This window comes from Curvibacter lanceolatus ATCC 14669 (assembly GCF_000381265.1).
In the GTDB taxonomy this organism is placed as follows: domain Bacteria; phylum Pseudomonadota; class Gammaproteobacteria; order Burkholderiales; family Burkholderiaceae_C; genus Curvibacter; species Curvibacter lanceolatus.
The window spans coordinates 1-16,947 of sequence record NZ_KB906295.1; the positions used below are offsets into that span (position 1 = coordinate 1).

The window sequence follows — 16,947 nt, forward strand, 5'->3', positions numbered from 1 at the left end:
TGGTTTTTACCAGCCGCAGCTACACGGCCCTGGTCAAAAGCTACGGCCTGCAGCAGGAGTTCATCACGCCTTACAGCCCTGAGCAGAATGGCATGGTTGAGCGCGTGATCCGCACGCTCAAGGACCAATGCGTTCATCGCCACAGGTTTGAAACCCTGCAGCACGCCAGCCGAGTGATTGCGGACTGGATCAGTTGGTACAACCATCGGCGCCCTCACCAGGCGCTGAAAATGAAGACCCCCGCTGAGGCTTATGCGTTAGCGGCCTGACCTGTGCAGAAAGTGCTGGGTCAATACAGGGTGGCGCGGGGGGAGTGAGGATTGGCTGCTTGACTTCAGGGGCAGACATCCTCTTGATCTGCCAGGCGCACGCTCCCCGCGACAGAATCGCTTGCTAGTCAGAGAGAAAGACCAAGTCGGATCAACGACTTGGTCAGTGATATGGGTTGGGGGGATTTGAACCCTCGTCCGCTCTAATACCCGCGCGGGTCTCAAGCAATCGGTGTGATTTCCGTGTGAACGGAAGATCAGGCGGCACTTCGTGCGAGCCATCGGCAGTAGATCTGCTTGGCTTCATTGGGTTAGCTTCGCACTCCCCCTCTTGACATGGCGCGGTCGGCTCTCATGCATATGTATGAAAAGCTAATGGCATGCGCGGCGCGTTGTCCGCAACGGGCCGACGTTACACAGCAGCGTGTCAAAGCTGCCGTTGATTCAAAACAGATTGATCTGCGCCCACAAGGCAGACAGTGAGCGAGCCCGTTTGGGCTTACTTGTACACAATAGCTTGCCGACCTAAGGCCCTCTGCACAAATTAACGTGTCAAGCGCATCTACGCGGCATCTGGCTTTCTGCGGTGCACCCTTGTAAAATTCATACCAATGCTTTGACCGTCCATTCCTCAAACCTCGGCCATGAAAAATGAGTGCCTAGAATTAATCGCGCCATGCATTCTATTTCTCATATTTTCGTTCCCAGCGAGGACAGGTTGCAACTGGAATTAATACATGAAATACCTATATCTCGACAATAATATCATCATCGACCTGAAGAATAATAGAAATCAAGAAGTCGCCAATGCTGTAAATAGATTAAAAAAAGATGCATACAGAATTGCTTTTAGCCCCGCCCATTTGGAAGAAATTGCCAACACAGTAAAGCATCATGGCCAAAGTACAGAAAACGCTCATGAAAAGGTTGTTTTTTTAAAGGAATTAACCGACTCATATTGTTTCTTGCCTTACCCGAGATGCGAGCTGGTATCCATTAGAAACAATGGAATAAATACATACAAAGAAAATCCAATGGATACTTATGAGCGGGTGATTTCAATGCACGATCGCAATATCATTGCAGAAAATCATCAAAAATACAAATTATTAAGAGGCGAAGAGGTGGAGGCTTCCGGTAAAATTAGCAAAAAGGAGGCCAACAATTCAGATGCTCAAGAGATTTTGGAGAAATATAGAGTGGATTTAAATAAAATCGTTCGCTCCAATCACTTGTGGATGAAACGACATAAAACTTTTAGTGCATTTGTGCCAAAACAACGAATAACCGCTTCAATGCTTCGTTTTGCATATATTCGAGAATACTTCCCAATATTTGAGATGGTCGTCGAGAAGTTAATGGAACACCTTGAAGCCCAGAGGTACTTCCCAGATGATTCGGAGAAATTTGTGGCAAGCCTACATGACACAAGCCACGCAATATATGCAGCTTATGCCGATATATTTATAACCAACGATGCCAACCTTGCTCGCAAAATTAAAGCCATATATAAATGGTTAGGGGTTGAAACCAGAGTTATGACTCGGAATGATTTTCTTAAATTCAACGATATCTGACAATTCTGCCGAGAGGGCGCCCAAACCTGTTTTTTAGGTTACCTCCGCGCTTCGCGCTGCGACGCGCCTCCAATCATACGTTGAGGGTCTGCTTTCATTTCAGGTGCTAGGCTGCTCCTGGCCGAGGCTGCGTGAAAACGCGACTTAAGCCCTCGACTTGTCGGCTGGTTCAAAAATCGACAGCATAGAACGGCCTACAAGCCCCGATCTCAATTCAGGCAAGGGCTCAGCCCCCGAGAAAGTCATCCATCAGCATTTTCACACAGCCTCGGCCGTTCTCGGTCATCGTATTAGGTTGCTACCAGGTGTGACGTAAGGCCCGAGTTGGCAGTTTTGAATCGGAACCAGTGACCTGGTTTGGATCAGAGCCGGTGAACGACTTGAGTCGGACTAACTGGCGGATTTGATCGGAATACGCACTTAACGCAGTGGACCTTGAGGCCGAACGTCGGACCGTCATCAATATCCCTGGCCAGGAACTTTTGCCTGCACGCCATGCCAACCATCCAATACGCCCCTACCGTAGATTCACGCCGGGTGGGTGCGTTCGAAACGCATCGAAATCTTGCATCAAACGCCCCCGCCCCTGGCTGCAGGGCCTGATGATGTACTGCACGTGTTTGCCGCCATCGCGAATCCCGAGAACAATCACGTCTTCTCCATCGAGGCGTTCCCGGAAAGTGCTAGCCACGATGAGGCAGGTGAAGAGTTTGATTTCGATTCCCGAGCAAACTCGGTTGCCAGAAGCAGTCAAGGTAACAAGCTAACTTGGGAGCAGCATGACCGTCCCGCACCCGAGCCCTTTGCCTGTTGCGCCCCCTTGACAACAGCAAGGAGTTGTCGCCTTACAGGCACCTGCAGATCGTGAAAATTCAGCTCAGCCAAGATGCCCCTTGTTGATCACGTACGCAGCCCAGTCAAGCGCATCTGCACAATTTTGTGCATGAGAATAGCCAAAGTAGCAATTTTCTCGCGCCTAAAACAGTCAGTTCATGAACCACCAAGCCCTCTCGTCCTTCATCTGGTCCGTTGCCGATTTGCTGCGTGGCGACTTCAAACAGTCCGAATACGGGCGCGTCATCCTCCCTTTCACCGTGCTGCGTCGCCTGGACTGCGTTCTGGAGGCCACCAAGCCCGCCGTGCTGGCCGAATTCGAGGCCAAGACCAAGCTGGGCCTGAACCCTGACCCTTTTTTGGAGCGCAAGGCCGGCCAGACCTTCTTCAACACCTCGCCGCTCGACCTGATGAAGCTGTTGGGCGACCAAGACAACATCCGGCAGAACCTCTACGCATACGTCCAAGGCTTCTCTCCGGCCGCCCGGGACATATTTGAGCGCTTCGATTTCTACACCCAGGTGGAACGCCTCGCCAAGGCCAACCTGCTCTACCTGGTCACCGAGAAGTTCGCCAACATCGACCTCCACCCCGACGTGGTGGACAACGCCCAGATGGGTGGGGTGTTCGAGGAACTCATCCGCAAGTTCGCTGAAATCAGCAATGAAACCGCCGGGGAGCACTTCACGCCACGTGAGGTGATTCGCTTGATGGTGAACCTGCTGTTCATCGAGGATGACGACGTGCTCACCGCCGGTAACGCCGTGGTGCGCACCATCTACGACCCGACAGCGGGCACGGGCGGCATGCTCTCGGTGGCCGGCGAGTACCTGCTGGAACACAACCCCCAGGCCCGTCTGACCATGTTCGGCCAGGAGCTCAACGACGAGTCGTACGCGATTTGCAAGGCCGACATGCTCATCAAGGGGCAGGACGTGGGCAACATCGTGGTGGGCAACACCCTGAGCGACGACGGGCACGCCCACCGCAAGTTCGACTACATGCTCTCCAACCCGCCCTTCGGCGTGGAGTGGAAGAAGGTGGAGAAGGCCGTGCGGCAGGAGCATGAGCAAAAGGGCTTTGACGGCCGATTTGGCCCGGGCTTGCCCCGGGTCTCGGATGGCTCGATGCTGTTCCTGCTGCACCTCTTGTCCAAGATGCGCCCAGCCCAGGAGGGCGGTAGCCGCTTTGGCATCGTCCTAAACGGCTCGCCCCTGTTCACCGGAGGCGCCGGCAGCGGCGAGAGCGAAATCCGGCGCTATGTGCTGGAGAACGACCTGGTCGAGGCCATCATCGGGCTGCCGACCGACATGTTCTACAACACTGGCATCGCCACCTACGTCTGGGTCTTGTCGAACAAGAAGCCCGAAGACCGGCGCGGCTTCGTTCAGCTCATCGACGCATCGGGCTTTTGGCAAAAGATGCGCAAAAGCCTCGGCAGCAAGCGCAAAGAGATGAGCGAGGAGCACATCGCTACCGTCACCCGTCTGTTTGGCGATTTCACCGAAGCGGAGCAATTCACCGTATTCAACGCCCTGGGCAAGGAGGTCGAGACCCGCCTGGTCACTGCGACCGACACCCCGCCCGTGCCCCCCGAAGGCGGCAAGCTCAAGAAGGTGCCGATTTCACGCATCTTCGCCAATGAGGATTTTGGCTACACCACCATCACCGTCGAGCGCCCCCTGCGCGATGAGGCGGGTAACGTGGTGTTGGGCCTCAAGGGCAAGCAAAAGGGCAAGCCCCAGGCCGACAGCGCTCTGCGTGATACCGAGAACGTGCCGCTGAGCGAAGACGTCGCAACCTACTTCACGCGCGAGGTGCTACCCCATGCGCCCGATGCCTGGATTGACCCGGAGAAGACCAAGGTGGGCTACGAAATTCCGTTCAACCGACACTTCTACGTGTTTGAGCCGCCGCGCAGCCTTCATGAAATCGACGAGGAGTTGAAGGCAGTCACGAGCAGCATCATGAAGATGCTGGGGGAGTTAGCGGAATGAGTTTGCCGACCTATAGAGACTACGAGGACAGCGGGGTAGCTTGGATTGGCCACATCCCCTCTCACTGGAAGGTCGACCGCATCAAGGCATCGGTCTCCTTTGCTCGCAACGGGATTTGGGGTGAAGAGCCTCAAGGCGATGAAAACGATATTGCGTGTGTGCGGGTCGCCGACTTCGATAGAGAGCGACTCGAAGTAAATCCGCAGATTCCAACAATTCGCTCTGTCACCGCCAAAGAGCGACTCAATCGGTTGTTAAACAAAGGAGACCTGCTGCTGGAAAAGTCCGGGGGCGGCGAACAGCAACCTGTTGGGCAAGTCGTTCGGTATCAATTGGATATGCCGGCAGTGTGCTCCAACTTTGTTGCCCGAATTTGCTTGAAGCAAGGCATGAATACCGGCTACTGGAACTACGTTCACAGCGCCGCGTACTCGATGGGTGTAAATATCGGCTCCATCAATCAAACGTCAGGCATCCAGAATCTAGACCAAGACCGTTACTTCAACGAAAGGGCCCCCTTCCCACCTGAGGCTGAGCAAGTAGGTATCGCCGCCTTCCTCGACCGCGAAACCGCCAAAATCGACACCCTGATTGCCGAGCAAGAAAAACTCCTGACCCTGCTCGCCGAGAAGCGCCAAGCCACCATCTCCCACGCTGTCACCAAGGGCCTCAATCCCGATGTGCCGATGAAGGATTCGGGGGTGGGGTGGTTGGGGGAGGTGCCCTCACATTGGACGCTTACACCGTTAGCACGTTTATCTCTTAAACGGTGTGATGGTCCCTTTGGTTCGGGTATCAAGTCAGAGCACTACACCGATAATGGCGCACTCGTTATTCGGCTTCAAAACATTCGAGCGGGCCTATTCAATATCGGTGAGCCAGTGTTCATTGATGAGCGCTACTTCCTCAAAGAGCTGCGCGGCCATGAGGTAAGAGACGGTGACCTTTTGGTCGCAGGCCTCGGCGATGACAACAATTTGTTAGGCAGAGCGTGTATTGCACCAGCAGGTCTTGGATTGGCGTTAGTCAAAGCTGACTGTTTTAGATTTCGACTCGATACTGAGCGAGCTGAACCCGAATTTGTCGCATGGCAACTATCCTCGGGAGCTGCTTACGATGCTGGCGTTCTAGCGACGGGAACTACCCGGTCACGAATTCCGCTAAGCGTTATGTCTTCTCGGCAAGTTGCCTTACCCCCTAAAGACGAGCAAGCTGTCATAGCCGCATTTATTGTTGAGGAAAATTCCAAGCTCGACACCCTCAAAATAGAGACTCAGCGCGCCATTACACTGCTCAAAGAACGACGCTCCGGCCTCATCTCTGCCGCCGTCACCGGCCAAATTGACGTACGCAACGCCGCCCCGTAGGCCATGACCGCATGACCGCCAAGAACCTGCACCAAGAACGCCACTTCGAGTCGGAAATCTGCGCCCACTTCGCGGCCCACGGTTGGCTCTACGCCGAGGGCGATGCCGAGCACCATGACCGCGCCAGCGGCCTCTTCCTGCCTGACCTGCTCGCCTGGGTGGAGGCCACCCAAGCCGAGACTTGGCAGCGCCTCACCAAGACCCACGGCCCGGCCTTGGCCGAGCGACTGGCCGAGCGGGTGCGTAAGAACCTGAACGAGCGCGGCACCCTCGATGTGCTGCGCCGTGGCGTGGAGATGATTGGGCTCAAAGAGCCCTTGAACCTGGCGCAGTTCAAGCCCTCCCTCGCCATCAACCCGGCCACCTTGGAGCGTTACGCGGCCAATCGCCTCCGCGTGGTGCGGCAGGTTCGGCACTCGCCCAACAACACCCAGGATGCGCTGGACCTGGTGCTTTACCTGAACGGCATCCCGGTGGCCACGGCCGAGCTCAAATCCGACTTCACCCAAAGCGTTCAGGACGCCGTGGACCAATACCGCTTCGACAGGCTGCCCCAGCCCAAGGGCGGGGTTCTGGAGCCCGTTCTGGGCTTTCCTGGGGGAGCACTGGTGCACTTCGCGGTGAGCCAGAGCGAGGTGATGATGACCACCAAGCTCGCGGGCCCGGCCACCTACTTCTTGCCCTTCAACAAGGGCAACGAAGGCGCGGCGGGCAACACGCCCAACCCCGACGGCTTTGCCACGTCCTACTTGTGGGAGGAGGTCTGGGCCCGCGATAGCTGGCTCGACATCCTGCACCGCTACCTCATCGGCAAACGCGACGACAAGAAGCAGCCGAAGAACGTCATCTTCCCCCGCTACCACCAGCTCGATGCCACCCGGCGCCTGGTGGCCGATGTGCTGGCGAACGGCGCCGGGCAGCGCTACCTCATTCAGCACTCGGCGGGTTCGGGCAAGACCAACTCGATTGCCTGGACGGCGCACTTCCTGGCCGACCTGCACAACGCCGAGCATCAGAAGATGTTCGACAGCGTTCTGGTGGTGAGCGACCGCAACGTGCTGGACGCTCAGCTCAAAGAGGCCATCTTCGACTTCGAGCGCACCCACGGCGTGGTGGAGAGCATCACCAACGAGCACGGCAGCAAAAGCGCCCAGCTCGGCCAAGCGCTCAAGGATGGCAAGAAAATCATCATCTGCACCATCCAGACCTTCCCCTTCGCCCTTCAGGCGGTGCAAGAGCTGGCGGCCACCGAGGGCAAGCGCTTCGCGGTGATTGCCGACGAGGCCCACAGCTCGCAAAGCGGCGAGGCGGCCGCCAAGCTCAAGCAGCTTTTATCGGCCGAAGAATGGGAGGCCCTGCAAGATGGTGGCGAAGTCGATACCGAGGCCTTGCTAGCCGCGCAGATGGCCGCCCGCAGCGCCGACAGCGCAGGGGCCAAGAGCCTGACCTACATCGCCTTCACGGCCACCCCGAAGCAGAAGACCCTGGAGCTGTTCGGCCGGCCTGGTCCGGATGGGTTGCCCCTGCCCTTCCACGTCTACTCGATGCGTCAGGCGATTGAAGAGGGCTTCATCCTGGATGTGCTGAAGAACTACACCAGCTACAAACTCGCCTTCAAGCTCGCCCACGACGGGCAGGAGTACGACGAGACCCAGGTCGAGCGCAGCGCGGCCATGAAGGGCATCATGAGCTGGGTGCGCCTGCACCCCTACAACATCGCGCAGAAGGTGCAGGTCGTGGTCGAGCACTTCCGCGAGAACGTGCAACCCCTGCTCGCGGGCAAGGCGAAGGCGATGGTGGTGGTGGGCAGCCGCAAGGAGGCGGTGCGCTGGCAAAAGGCAATCCGGGCCTACATCGAGCGCCAGGGCTACCCCTTGGGCGTGATGGTGGCCTTTTCGGGCGAGGTGGACGACCCCGAGAGCTATCCCGCCCCGGTCACCGAGGCCAGCAAGGACTTGAACCCTGGCCTGAAGGGGCGCGACATCCGCGATGCCTTTGCCGAGCCCGAGTACCACCTGCTGCTGGTGGCGAACAAGTTTCAGACCGGGTTTGACCAACCCCTGCTTTGTGGGATGTACGTGGACAAGATGCTGGGCGGCATCCAGGCCGTGCAAACCTTGTCGCGCCTGAACCGCGCCCACCCGGGTAAGGACACGACCTACATCCTCGACTTCGTCAACGAGCCCGCCGACATCCTCAAGGCTTTCAAGACCTATTACGAGACGGCCGAGCTGGAGGCCAGCACCGACCCACACCTGGTCTACGACCTGCGGGCCAAGCTCGACGCCAGCGGCCACTACGACGACTTTGAGGTGGAGCGCGTCGCCAAGGTGGACGTGGACCCCAAGGGCACGCAAAAGCAGCTCGACGCCGCGATTGCTCCGGTGGCCGACCGCCTTCTGAAGCGCTACAAGGCCGCCAAGGCCGATAAAACCTGGGCCGATGAACAAGGGGACGAGAAGGCGAGCCAGGCCGCCAAGGATGCGCTTGACGTCCTGGTGCTGTTCAAGAACGACATGGGCAGCTTCGTGCGCCTCTACTCATTCCTGTCGCAAATCTTCGATTACGGCAACACCGACATCGAGAAGCGCTTTCTGTTCTTCAAGCGCCTGATACCCCTGCTGGAATTCGGCCGCGAGCGCGACACGGTGGACTTGTCGAAGGTGGTGCTGACCCACCACACCCTGAAGAACCACGGCAAGCAGTCCCTGAACCTGAACGCCGACGGCACCTACAAGCTGCCCCCGATGGATGCGGTGGGCACGGGCTCGGTGCAGGAGAAGCAGCAGGCCTACCTGAACGAAATCATCCAGAAGGTGAATGGGTTGTTTGAGGGGGAGCTCAGCGACGACGACCAGTTGGTTTACGTGAACGGGGTACTCAAGGGCAAATTGCTCGAGAACGAAACCCTGAGGCAACAGGCCGCCAGCAACAGCAAGGAGCAGTTTGCCAACTCGCCTGACCTCAAGGCAGCAGTGATGCACGCCATCATGGATGCGTTGGAAGCCCACACCGCCATGAGCAGCCAGGCGCTGGGCTCGGAGCGGGTTCGAGATGGCCTCAAGGACATTCTGCTGGGGCCGGCGCAACTCTATGAAGCGTTGCGGGCCCGCTCTGGATTCAATACAGGCGCAGGGGCCTAAGCCAGGGTCGAATCACAGGAGAACCGCACGGTCGAGATCAAAACAACCCCACCGGCTCCCCCTCCCGATCCCAGCTGTAAATGATCTGCTCATTGCGCTCCACCCCCTTGGCTCCACCACCCACCTGATAAGTGGTCGTCCCTGCCAAACCCCACCAACCCGCATGAACATTGGCCCCGCAGGCCATTGCTGCACCCCAGAACTCCCAATTTAATATTCACCACAGCCCAATTCCTGGGAGTTTTGCCTGAGGCCCGATCAACCATGACCGCTGACTTCTTCCGCAACCGCCTTGACCAGATGATTGATCTGCGCCATCCCCTGGCGGTGTTGGCCAACCGCATGCCCTGGCAAGAATTGGAGGCCTCTTTGGCACACCGCTTTGCACGCCAGGTGCGCGCAGGCAAGCGCATCGAGGACATGGATTTGTTCGGCCCCTGCGTCGCAGTGGTGGGCTCCGGTGAGCATCCCCTACGGGGTAGGTATTGCGCCCACCAAGATTCTGGCCAAGGTGGCCAACCACATCGCCGAAGCCCGGCAGCTACCCCGCCGAATTGGCCCAGGTGTGCAACCTGGCTGAGAGCAGCTGCAGCAGCTTTATGCCTAGTGGAGGCGCTGTAAGAGGCGGCCTACTTCCCATTGGAATTGGAAGGCGTGGCTCGTCTTCCCAGTCTAGAGAACCGACGTTCAACACCAGATGTGCCAATCGATTAACGCGACACCGCGCCTGTAGCAGTTCGCTATAGAGGCCACCATGAAAGCCAACATTGAGGCCGTCTTAAATGCCGTCAATAACAGCAACAGTAATGCCCTCACCCCAGTGCCACTATCATTCACACAAACCTCAACACATCTAGATCACAACCCAGATCATGTTATTAACCCAGCGTTAATAGCACCAATCAACAACAGTTAATAACAAACAACAGCAGACCAACAATAAAAAATTGGATCTCAAAAATTTTTCATCAATGGAATCAACAGCTTAGAAACAAAAAAACAAAAAAACCTTAGCCCAAGCACAAAAAAATACCCCCTGTCAACTGGAAAAATTTGCAGCCAGACGACTCAAAAAAGCCCGCGATAATCCAAACCTAGCGAGAAGCGGGGTGAAGTCCACTGTTCCGCCCCTATTTTGAAAGCCATCCGTGGCGTCTTGAATTCACCCAAAATTCCAGATATAGTGGGCACTTCTTAAATCAAGAAAGGGTCGGGCCGTGAAGATAATATGAGATGCAGTCAGTGAGCCTGGCCCATGCACTGACGAAGAAAGGCAGCTCAAGCGACGATGCTCCTCCAAGAACGAGTCGCTTGAGCCGCGCAGGCCGACAGAGTCGGCATTGGCATTCAACCCAAACCGCCATCTAGATGGCAGAAGGGAGGTGATATGAATGAAGCATTTGGACCCTAACTCTCCGGTTCCAGATGGATACAAGGTCATCTTCCGACCCTGGATCACTCTGAAAAACGGAACGAAGATCTACGCGTATCAACGTGGACTCAAAGCCTTCCCGCTATTGGTTCCTGTTTCTAAAGCGTAAACACAGCCGTCAAAGTTCAACTGCCGACTTGAATTTTAGGCTCAAGAGACATAGATGAGCACAATTTTTGTGCAGTCACTGATGTACTCTCGCGACACTGGATACAACTCCAGCCGTAGCAATGCCCAGCTTACGCTGGGCATTGTTTTATCGAAGAAGCAAAAAAGGGCCTACCCATCCCCGTAGATAGAGACGCTCGAGCCTCTCATCCGAACGCTGCCAGGGCTCATGATCGCATTGCCGGTAGTGCTTTAGCAGCGAGATTGATGCACCGCGCCAAAGACACCCCTTCATGTCGCCGACCTTAAGCGTTGGTTCAGACGCCTTCATTAGAACTCCAGCTCAAAACAACCCCACCGGCTCCCCCTCCCGATCCCAGCTGTAAATGATCAGCTCGTTCCTATCCACCCCCTTGGCCCCACCGCCCACTTGGTAGGTAATCGGCACCACCTCCATCTGCAGCCCTTCAAAGCAGCGCCGGATGTCCGGGTGGTCATTGATGCTCAGGATGGCCTTGCCCTTGATCTCGCGCATCAGCTGCGCCATGGCCTCGTACTGATCCCACTCAAACGGCACGCCATACCCCTCGGTTTGCCAGTAAGGCGGGTCCATGTAAAACAAGGTGTGCGGCCGGTCGTAGCGCTTGATGCACTGCTGCCAGTCCAGGCGCTCTATGTAGGTGCTGGACAAGCGCAGATGTGCAGCGCTCAGGTTTTCTTCGATGCGCAGCAGGTTCAAGGGCGGCGCCGTGGTGGCCGTGCCCCAGGTCTGGCCTTGCACCTTGCCGCCGAAGGCGTGGTGCTGCAGGTAATAGAACCGGGCCGCCCGCTGCAGGTCGGTCATGGTCTCGGGCGGGGTGTCCTGCAGCCACTTGAACATGTCGCGACTGGACAGCGCCCATTTGAACTGGCGCACAAACTCCTCGAGGTGGTGTTTCACGACACGGTACAGGTTGACCAGCTCGCCGTTGACGTCGTTGATCACCTCCACGTCGGCCGGCGGGCGCAGGAAGTACAGCGCGGCGCCTCCCGCGAAGACCTCGACGTAACAGGTGTGCGCCGGGAAGCGCGGGATCAGGATATCGGCCAGGCGGCGCTTGCCACCGAGCCAAGGGATGATGGGGGTTGCCATTGTGGGCTCCAAAGCTTCGTTTACACTCGCCCCGCCTGTACAGGTGGGCAGGGACTTGGGCTGGGCTCACAGGTGCATGCTGTGGGTTCGGCGTTCGGTCGGGGTGGGTCCAATCACTCCAGCCGTTCGCCCTGTTCTTTTTTCTGGGGATCAGGGGGAGGTGTGCACCTCCGCCGGCTGGTCCCCGGCGTTCTTGACTGCGTCATAGCTGGCCTCGCAGGCCAGGCCTCTTATTCGGGCTTCATCAGCAATTGCCGCCAGCTCTCCCGCTCTTGCGTCAGCGCGTCTGAACAACTCGGCAAGCAAGTCGGCATTGCCGAGTTTTGCCGAGCCGTTGCCGACAGAGGTGGAATCTGCGCAGGCGCGACGCTGACGCTCGACGTAGGCGGCAAGTTCGCGCTGCAGCCGCTGGCCAGCATCGCGGGCACGGTCCACAGCCACACGCGATTGCGCCAGATCGGCCTGGGCCCGGGTTTCGATTTCAGAGACTTGTTCACGGTATTGCCGCTCCAGTTGACGGTTGGTTTCTGAGGCCACGCGGGCCAGGCGCTCACCCTCGGCCTGCTGGGTGGCTTGCTGGGTCCGAGCCTCCGCCGCCTCGAGCTGGGCCCCATGCAGGCGCCAGGTTTGGACGGCCGCGGTGCTGGCCAGCGCAAGCACCAGGACCTGCAGGGAGGCGCGTTTGACGTTATCGAGCACCGGCATTCGCCACCTCCTGCAGTTGGCCGAGGCACACCTCGAGCTCTGCCCCGCGCCGGTCCACCAGCCCGCGCAAGGTCACCAGCTCGCCCTGCACCCGAGCCTTGACCCAGCGCGAGAGCTGCTCGCACCCGGCCTGGGTGTGACCCGCATTGAAGAGCCGGGCCAGGGTCGACCCGGCCAAGGCCTCTTCGCCCAGGTTGTAGGTGAAGTCGATCAGGGCGGCCCGCTGCCAGGGCGTGAGTGGCACCCGGATCTGGCGGGACACGGCAGCATCTGCGATGCGCAGGTGCTTGTCGCGCAGCGCATCGCACTCGGCCGGTGTGTAGGTCTTGCCCGGCACCACGTCTTTGCCCGTGATGCCCTCGCACACGGTCAGGATGCCCACCGGGTCGCGGTAGGGTGTCAGGCGCCGGCCTTCGTACCAGGTGGCCAGCACACCGGCGAGAGCGATGGCGCCGCCGCTGGCGGCTTGGATCAGGCGCTTTTTGAGGAGATCGTTCATTTGGGGGGTGCTCCTGTTTTGATGGTCAGGAAGGCGCCCCAGGTGACGGCGGCCAGCGCCACGAGCGCGGTGATGGGCTTGGCCAGGGCACCGATCCAGTTCAGCACCTTGAAGGCGCCCTTCATGGCCCCGAAGAACTCCACGATCTCGGCCGTGTTGGACTCAGTGCGGATGGTGGCGCTGGTGTTCTCAGCCAGATCTGCCCGAAGGCTCGCCATGGTCTCGTCACCGGTGGCCAGGCGCTCGCGAATGGATTGGAGCTCAGCTTCCACCGCCGCCAAGCGTTCGGCCTCGGTGGGTGGCTCAGAGGGAAACAATGGTGTGGTTTGCTCGTCCAGCATCACACCCCCTTGGCCTGGTCGCAGTGGCCGGCATCAAACCGGTCCAGCAGGCGGCACAGCACGCAGCCCCAGGCCCTGCCCTCGTCCCGCGCCCGGGCCGCCCGGCTGCTCACGGTCTCGCGCTCATCGCCATTGGCCGCCACGTTGAACACCCGATCGAATGCCCGGGCAATGCCCCAGGCCCGGCCCGGGTTCGTGAGCACGGCCCAGACGTAGCGCACCAGGGCGGCCAGGGGGGCCAGGGCCACGACCGGCAGCAGCATCAGGAGATAAAGCCTTTGGTTCATGGCCGCTCCCCTGCTTGCACCGGGGCGCCCAGGATTTTCTCCACGTCGACCGCGTGGCCGGCCTGCACCAGCAAGGCCAGGGCCGTGGGCAGATCAGCCCGGTCCAGGTCGATGAAGCTGCGCACGGAGCAGTCTTTGACCAGGGCCTGCACCGCAGGGCTCGGGTCGGCCAGGATGGCCCATTTGGCGGGGCCGAAGCGGTCGAAGAAGGCGCCCACGGCCAGGTGGCGCGGCACCGGTGCCGGCTCTGGGGAGGCTTCTGCTGCGAGATGAGCCGGAGGCTGGCAGCCCAACTCGGCCTGCCAGCCCCAGCCCACCCCGACCGGGCTACCTTCAGCCAAGGGCTCAATGTGTTCGTAGTCAGCGGCGATGGCCGCCACAAACGCCTCATCGGCCACGATGCGGTTCACCACCTGGCCGGCATTGATCAGGGCGTAGTCCATGTTTGTGTCTCCTTAGCTGTAAAAGCGCAAATGAATGAAGCCAGCACCGCCGACACCCGCAGTGCCCGCTTTGCCGGGCTCGCCGCCATCGCCATACGAAGGCCTCGATCCAGCCGCCCCCGAAGGGCCACCCGAGCCGGCCTGGCCGCCGTAGCCCTGTGAGTTGTTGTAGTTCGAGCCCCCGCCACCGCCCCCTGAGCCCCCACCGCCGCCGCCTTGGCCGCCAGCACCACCTGCGCCTCCGTTGCTGCCTGCAGCGTTGCCGCCCTGCCCTCCTGGGCCCAACAATCCGCCCCCGCCACCGGCACCACCACCGCCCCCGCCTGCACTGGCCACGCCCGCACCGGCGCTGCCACCTGGCTGGCCCGTGTAGCCCCAGACAGCGCGGCCCACCAGCGAGCCGCCCGCAGCACCGTTGCTGCCGCCCGATGCGGCCAGGTTGCCGTTGTTGGTGCCGCTGCCATTGCCACCACTTCCACCCGAGCCCCCGCCGCCCAGGTTGCCTGGGGCCCCGCTGCCGCCATAGCTCATGGCACCGCCGCTGCCTGGCCCACCGCCGACCGTGCAGCCGGGGGGCGTGTTGGGCGCATCCAGCAAGCACCACAACAGCTGACCCGAGGCCGGGTAGAACAGGGTGCTGGCACTGCCACCCGTGACGCCCGAGCAAAACCCGCCGCCCACCTGGGCATAGATCACCGCTGCACTGGCCACCGATGTGATGCCACCGCCTGGGCCGCCCACCGTCAGCACCAGGGGCTGGCCTGTGACCGGGATGGCGTAGATCGCAGCGCCCCCAAAGCCGCCCCCAGACCCAGTGCCGTTGAAGCCACCGCCCACCAGCAGCGCTTCAATGCGCCGGGTGCCTGCGGGAGCGCTGATCGTTTGCGAGCTGGTGATCGGGCCCAGTTCGGTGTAGCCCGTCACCAGGCCATCGCCCCCTGCCTCAGAAAGAAATGCCTGCATCACAGGGCCCTCCACTCGTTTCGAGCTGCAAAAAATTGGAACGTGATGGGCCGAGCGATACGGTCAAGCACCACAGAGTCGCCGGCCTTGCGCAAGACCACCCGGCCCACCACCAGGGCAATGGGCTGCACGGGGTTGATCAAGAGGCTGTTGTCGGTGCGAGCGTTGGCCACCACGATCACGCAGGTGTCGCCATCGCTGGGCTGTTGCGGCAGATACTTGGCGCAAGGCCCACCCGCAAACTGCATCACGTTGATCATGTTCAAGCCGCCGTTGGGTTCGCCATACAGGTTCCCGCCGGTATCGTCGACATAGCCAATGGGCAAGCCCACTTGCGACAGGTCAAACCAATGGGCCCGGTCAGCCACCGGGTCCACCCCGCTGGCTGCCAAGGCCTGCCTGGCTCGGTACAAGCGCCCATTGCTGGGCGACCAGGCGCAGGCGCCGTCGTCATAGGGGCCGGGGACCCACTTGCGGGCCCCGAGCGCGGCCTGGGCTGCTGCCAGTGTTTGAGCTGCGTTGGCTGCGGCGCCGGCTGCGGCATCCGCCCGCTGGCCAGATAAAAAGGCCTGAGCGGCGGCGTCCTGAAGGTTTTGAGCGGTCAAGGCAACTGCTGCATTCATCCAAGAGAAGGCAGCACGCCACTGGGGGACGCTGGTGTTTTTAAGGTGATCGAAGAGCGCGGTGCAGCGCACGGCAAAGCTCGTTCGATCGGCCCGGTCCGGCGTGGCCGGGAGGTCATCAAGGGTGGGGGGATTTGACAAGGCCATTCAGACCATTCCTTTCACATAGCCGCTGAAGGTGGCGGTCTGGGCGTTGTCGTAGCTCATGGAGCCACTGCCCAGACCGAAGACGTTGAGTCCGACGAAGCCGGCGGCGTCCGTCGCGATCCAGGCCGCGGGCACATCGAGCACGCGCTGAACGACAGACAGCACGTAGTCGGCCTGCTCGCGCGGCAAGATCAGCTTGAAGCGCATGTCTGTTGCCGAGCGGCGCCGCTTGATCGAGGTGTTGCCGTAGTCGTCGGTCTTGATGTACGAATAGGTGACGGGCTCGGCCGTGGCGCCGGGCTGGGTGCCGCCCCAGGTGTCGGCATTGACCAGGGGCACCAGGTCACCCAGCACCACCATGCCCGCACCCACCACGCCGCCGGCCGGCGCCGTGAGAGAGAGGGTCAGCTCGGCTTCGGGGTACGGCACCAGGTCCCGGATCAGGCAGCGCGTGAGGGGCTTGATGGCGCCAAACGCCCAGTCGTACCAATCGAGCGGGTCCTCCTGCAGGACGAGGGTCTTGCTGAAGACCACCGTGCCGGCGGGCTTGTCTTTGACGGTGACCGACAGCGTGGCGCCGTCCAGGCCGTAGCAGGCAATTGCATTGAAGAAGCCCGGGCGCAGCACATAGGTCAGGGGTGATGCGATGCGCCCCTGGGTACTGACCTCGGTGTCAAACGCCGCCCAACGGGCGGTGGGGCCCGCATCCAACCAGTACTCGGCATCGACCTCAGGCAGCACCGTGCGACCCGCGGCCACGGCTTTGACGCATTCGTAAATGCGGTGCGTGGCCTTGCGGATGCGGCGATCACCCAGGGCGCAGGCCGCACCAGACACCCATTCGACTTCGCCGACCGCGGGCTCGGCAATGTTGCAGTCGGCCAGCATGGCCTCGGTGATCGTCAAGGGAACCAAGATATTCATTGGGTGTGGTCCTCCACCAGGGCCATGGGCACGGCCCCGCCCTCGGGGTTGCCATTGGTGGCATCCGCAGTGCGCCGGGCCTGGGCTTCGAGCTGGGCGGTCTGAGCCCGCAGGGCCTGCACCTCGGCGATCAGGCGGGTGAGCAGTTCGGCGGTG

The 16,947-nt window shown here is 60.1% G+C and carries 14 protein-coding genes and 1 pseudogene; 6 read left to right on the forward strand and 9 right to left on the reverse strand.

Translation table 11 applies throughout. The features are described from left to right. From F624_RS0131200 to F624_RS36135, 6 genes and pseudogenes are all read left to right on the forward strand, one after another. A partial coding sequence (locus F624_RS0131200; protein ID WP_019578296.1) for an integrase core domain-containing protein occupies positions 1-269 on the forward strand: 269 nt, incomplete at its 5' end. A 737-nt stretch (positions 270-1,006) separates the two neighbouring features. Continuing rightward, a complete protein-coding gene (locus tag F624_RS35235; RefSeq protein ID WP_157443727.1) occupies positions 1,007-1,846 on the forward strand; it encodes a hypothetical protein in 840 nt (279 codons plus the stop codon). Positions 1,847-2,838: 992 nt separating this feature from the next. Continuing rightward, a complete protein-coding gene (locus F624_RS0131205; protein ID WP_019578298.1) occupies positions 2,839-4,677 on the forward strand; it encodes a type I restriction-modification system subunit M in 1,839 nt (612 codons plus the stop codon). Then, a complete protein-coding gene (locus F624_RS35240; RefSeq protein ID WP_157443728.1) occupies positions 4,674-6,044 on the forward strand; it encodes a restriction endonuclease subunit S domain-containing protein in 1,371 nt (456 codons plus the stop codon). Before F624_RS0131205 ends, F624_RS35240 begins: the two co-directional genes overlap by 4 nt. A gap of 11 nt (positions 6,045-6,055) precedes the next feature. Next, entirely contained in the window at positions 6,056-9,187 is a 3,132-nt protein-coding gene (locus F624_RS0131215) for a type I restriction endonuclease subunit R (protein ID WP_019578300.1), read from the forward strand. 243 nt (positions 9,188-9,430) lie between these two features. Beyond that, positions 9,431-9,649 (forward strand): annotated as a pseudogene (locus tag F624_RS36135) (IS5/IS1182 family transposase); the annotation flags it as partial. Positions 9,650-11,070: 1,421 nt separating this feature from the next. Here the strand turns inward: F624_RS36135 and F624_RS0131220 are convergent. The 9 genes from F624_RS0131220 to F624_RS0131260 all read right to left on the reverse strand — a co-directional run bounded on the left by F624_RS0131220 (position 11,071) and on the right by F624_RS0131260 (position 16,791). After that, the gene (locus F624_RS0131220; protein WP_019578301.1) at positions 11,071-11,859 is read right to left on the reverse strand and encodes a DNA adenine methylase; all 789 of its coding nucleotides are present in this window, start codon (positions 11,857-11,859) and stop codon (positions 11,071-11,073) included. Positions 11,860-12,009: 150 nt separating this feature from the next. Next, positions 12,010-12,564 carry a DUF2514 family protein gene (locus tag F624_RS33025; RefSeq protein WP_019578302.1) on the reverse strand — a complete coding sequence of 185 codons (555 nt, stop codon included), beginning with the start codon at positions 12,562-12,564 and terminating at the stop codon, positions 12,010-12,012. Further along, on the reverse strand, positions 12,548-13,063 hold the full coding sequence (locus F624_RS0131230; protein WP_019578303.1) for a lysozyme: 516 nt from the start codon (positions 13,061-13,063) through the stop codon (positions 12,548-12,550). The genes F624_RS33025 and F624_RS0131230 overlap by 17 nt, the downstream gene beginning before the upstream one ends. Then, complete coding sequence (locus F624_RS0131235) at positions 13,060-13,404, reverse strand: hypothetical protein (RefSeq protein ID WP_019578304.1); 345 nt, start codon at positions 13,402-13,404, stop codon at positions 13,060-13,062. The genes F624_RS0131230 and F624_RS0131235 overlap by 4 nt, the downstream gene beginning before the upstream one ends. Next, positions 13,404-13,691: a hypothetical protein gene (locus F624_RS0131240; protein ID WP_043427126.1), complete on the reverse strand. Its 288-nt coding sequence runs from the start codon at positions 13,689-13,691 to the stop codon at positions 13,404-13,406. The genes F624_RS0131235 and F624_RS0131240 overlap by 1 nt, the downstream gene beginning before the upstream one ends. Further along, complete coding sequence (locus F624_RS36140) at positions 13,688-14,134, reverse strand: hypothetical protein (RefSeq protein WP_019578306.1); 447 nt, start codon at positions 14,132-14,134, stop codon at positions 13,688-13,690. Before F624_RS36140 ends, F624_RS0131240 begins: the two co-directional genes overlap by 4 nt. A gap of 12 nt (positions 14,135-14,146) precedes the next feature. After that, positions 14,147-15,097 (reverse strand): hypothetical protein, encoded by a 951-nt coding sequence (locus F624_RS35250; RefSeq protein ID WP_157443729.1) that lies wholly within the window; start codon positions 15,095-15,097, stop codon positions 14,147-14,149. After that, on the reverse strand, positions 15,097-15,702 hold the full coding sequence (locus F624_RS0131255) for a hypothetical protein (RefSeq protein ID WP_019578308.1): 606 nt from the start codon (positions 15,700-15,702) through the stop codon (positions 15,097-15,099). Before F624_RS0131255 ends, F624_RS35250 begins: the two co-directional genes overlap by 1 nt. 165 nt (positions 15,703-15,867) lie before the next feature. After that, positions 15,868-16,791, reverse strand: coding sequence for a hypothetical protein (locus F624_RS0131260; protein WP_084679881.1), 924 nt, complete (start codon positions 16,789-16,791; stop codon positions 15,868-15,870). Between the last annotated feature and the right edge of the window lie 156 nt (positions 16,792-16,947).

What these genes read in the sequence shown, in the direction of transcription:
- F624_RS0131215 (WP_019578300.1), top strand. Translation starts at nt 6,056, where the DNA reads ATGACCGCCAAGAACCTGCACCAAGAACGCCACTTCGAGTCGGAAATC.
- F624_RS0131220 (WP_019578301.1), bottom strand. Translation starts at nt 11,859, where the DNA reads ATGGCAACCCCCATCATCCCTTGGCTCGGTGGCAAGCGCCGCCTGGCC.
- F624_RS0131235 (WP_019578304.1), bottom strand. Translation starts at nt 13,404, where the DNA reads ATGCTGGACGAGCAAACCACACCATTGTTTCCCTCTGAGCCACCCACC.
- F624_RS33025 (WP_019578302.1), bottom strand. Translation starts at nt 12,564, where the DNA reads ATGCCGGTGCTCGATAACGTCAAACGCGCCTCCCTGCAGGTCCTGGTG.
- F624_RS36140 (WP_019578306.1), bottom strand. Translation starts at nt 14,134, where the DNA reads ATGGACTACGCCCTGATCAATGCCGGCCAGGTGGTGAACCGCATCGTG.
- F624_RS0131205 (WP_019578298.1), top strand. Translation starts at nt 2,839, where the DNA reads ATGAACCACCAAGCCCTCTCGTCCTTCATCTGGTCCGTTGCCGATTTG.
- F624_RS0131230 (WP_019578303.1), bottom strand. Translation starts at nt 13,063, where the DNA reads ATGAACGATCTCCTCAAAAAGCGCCTGATCCAAGCCGCCAGCGGCGGC.
- F624_RS35240 (WP_157443728.1), top strand. Translation starts at nt 4,674, where the DNA reads ATGAGTTTGCCGACCTATAGAGACTACGAGGACAGCGGGGTAGCTTGG.
- F624_RS0131260 (WP_084679881.1), bottom strand. Translation starts at nt 16,791, where the DNA reads ATGAATATCTTGGTTCCCTTGACGATCACCGAGGCCATGCTGGCCGAC.
- F624_RS35250 (WP_157443729.1), bottom strand. Translation starts at nt 15,097, where the DNA reads ATGCAGGCATTTCTTTCTGAGGCAGGGGGCGATGGCCTGGTGACGGGC.
- F624_RS0131240 (WP_043427126.1), bottom strand. Translation starts at nt 13,691, where the DNA reads ATGAACCAAAGGCTTTATCTCCTGATGCTGCTGCCGGTCGTGGCCCTG.
- F624_RS35235 (WP_157443727.1), top strand. Translation starts at nt 1,007, where the DNA reads ATGAAATACCTATATCTCGACAATAATATCATCATCGACCTGAAGAAT.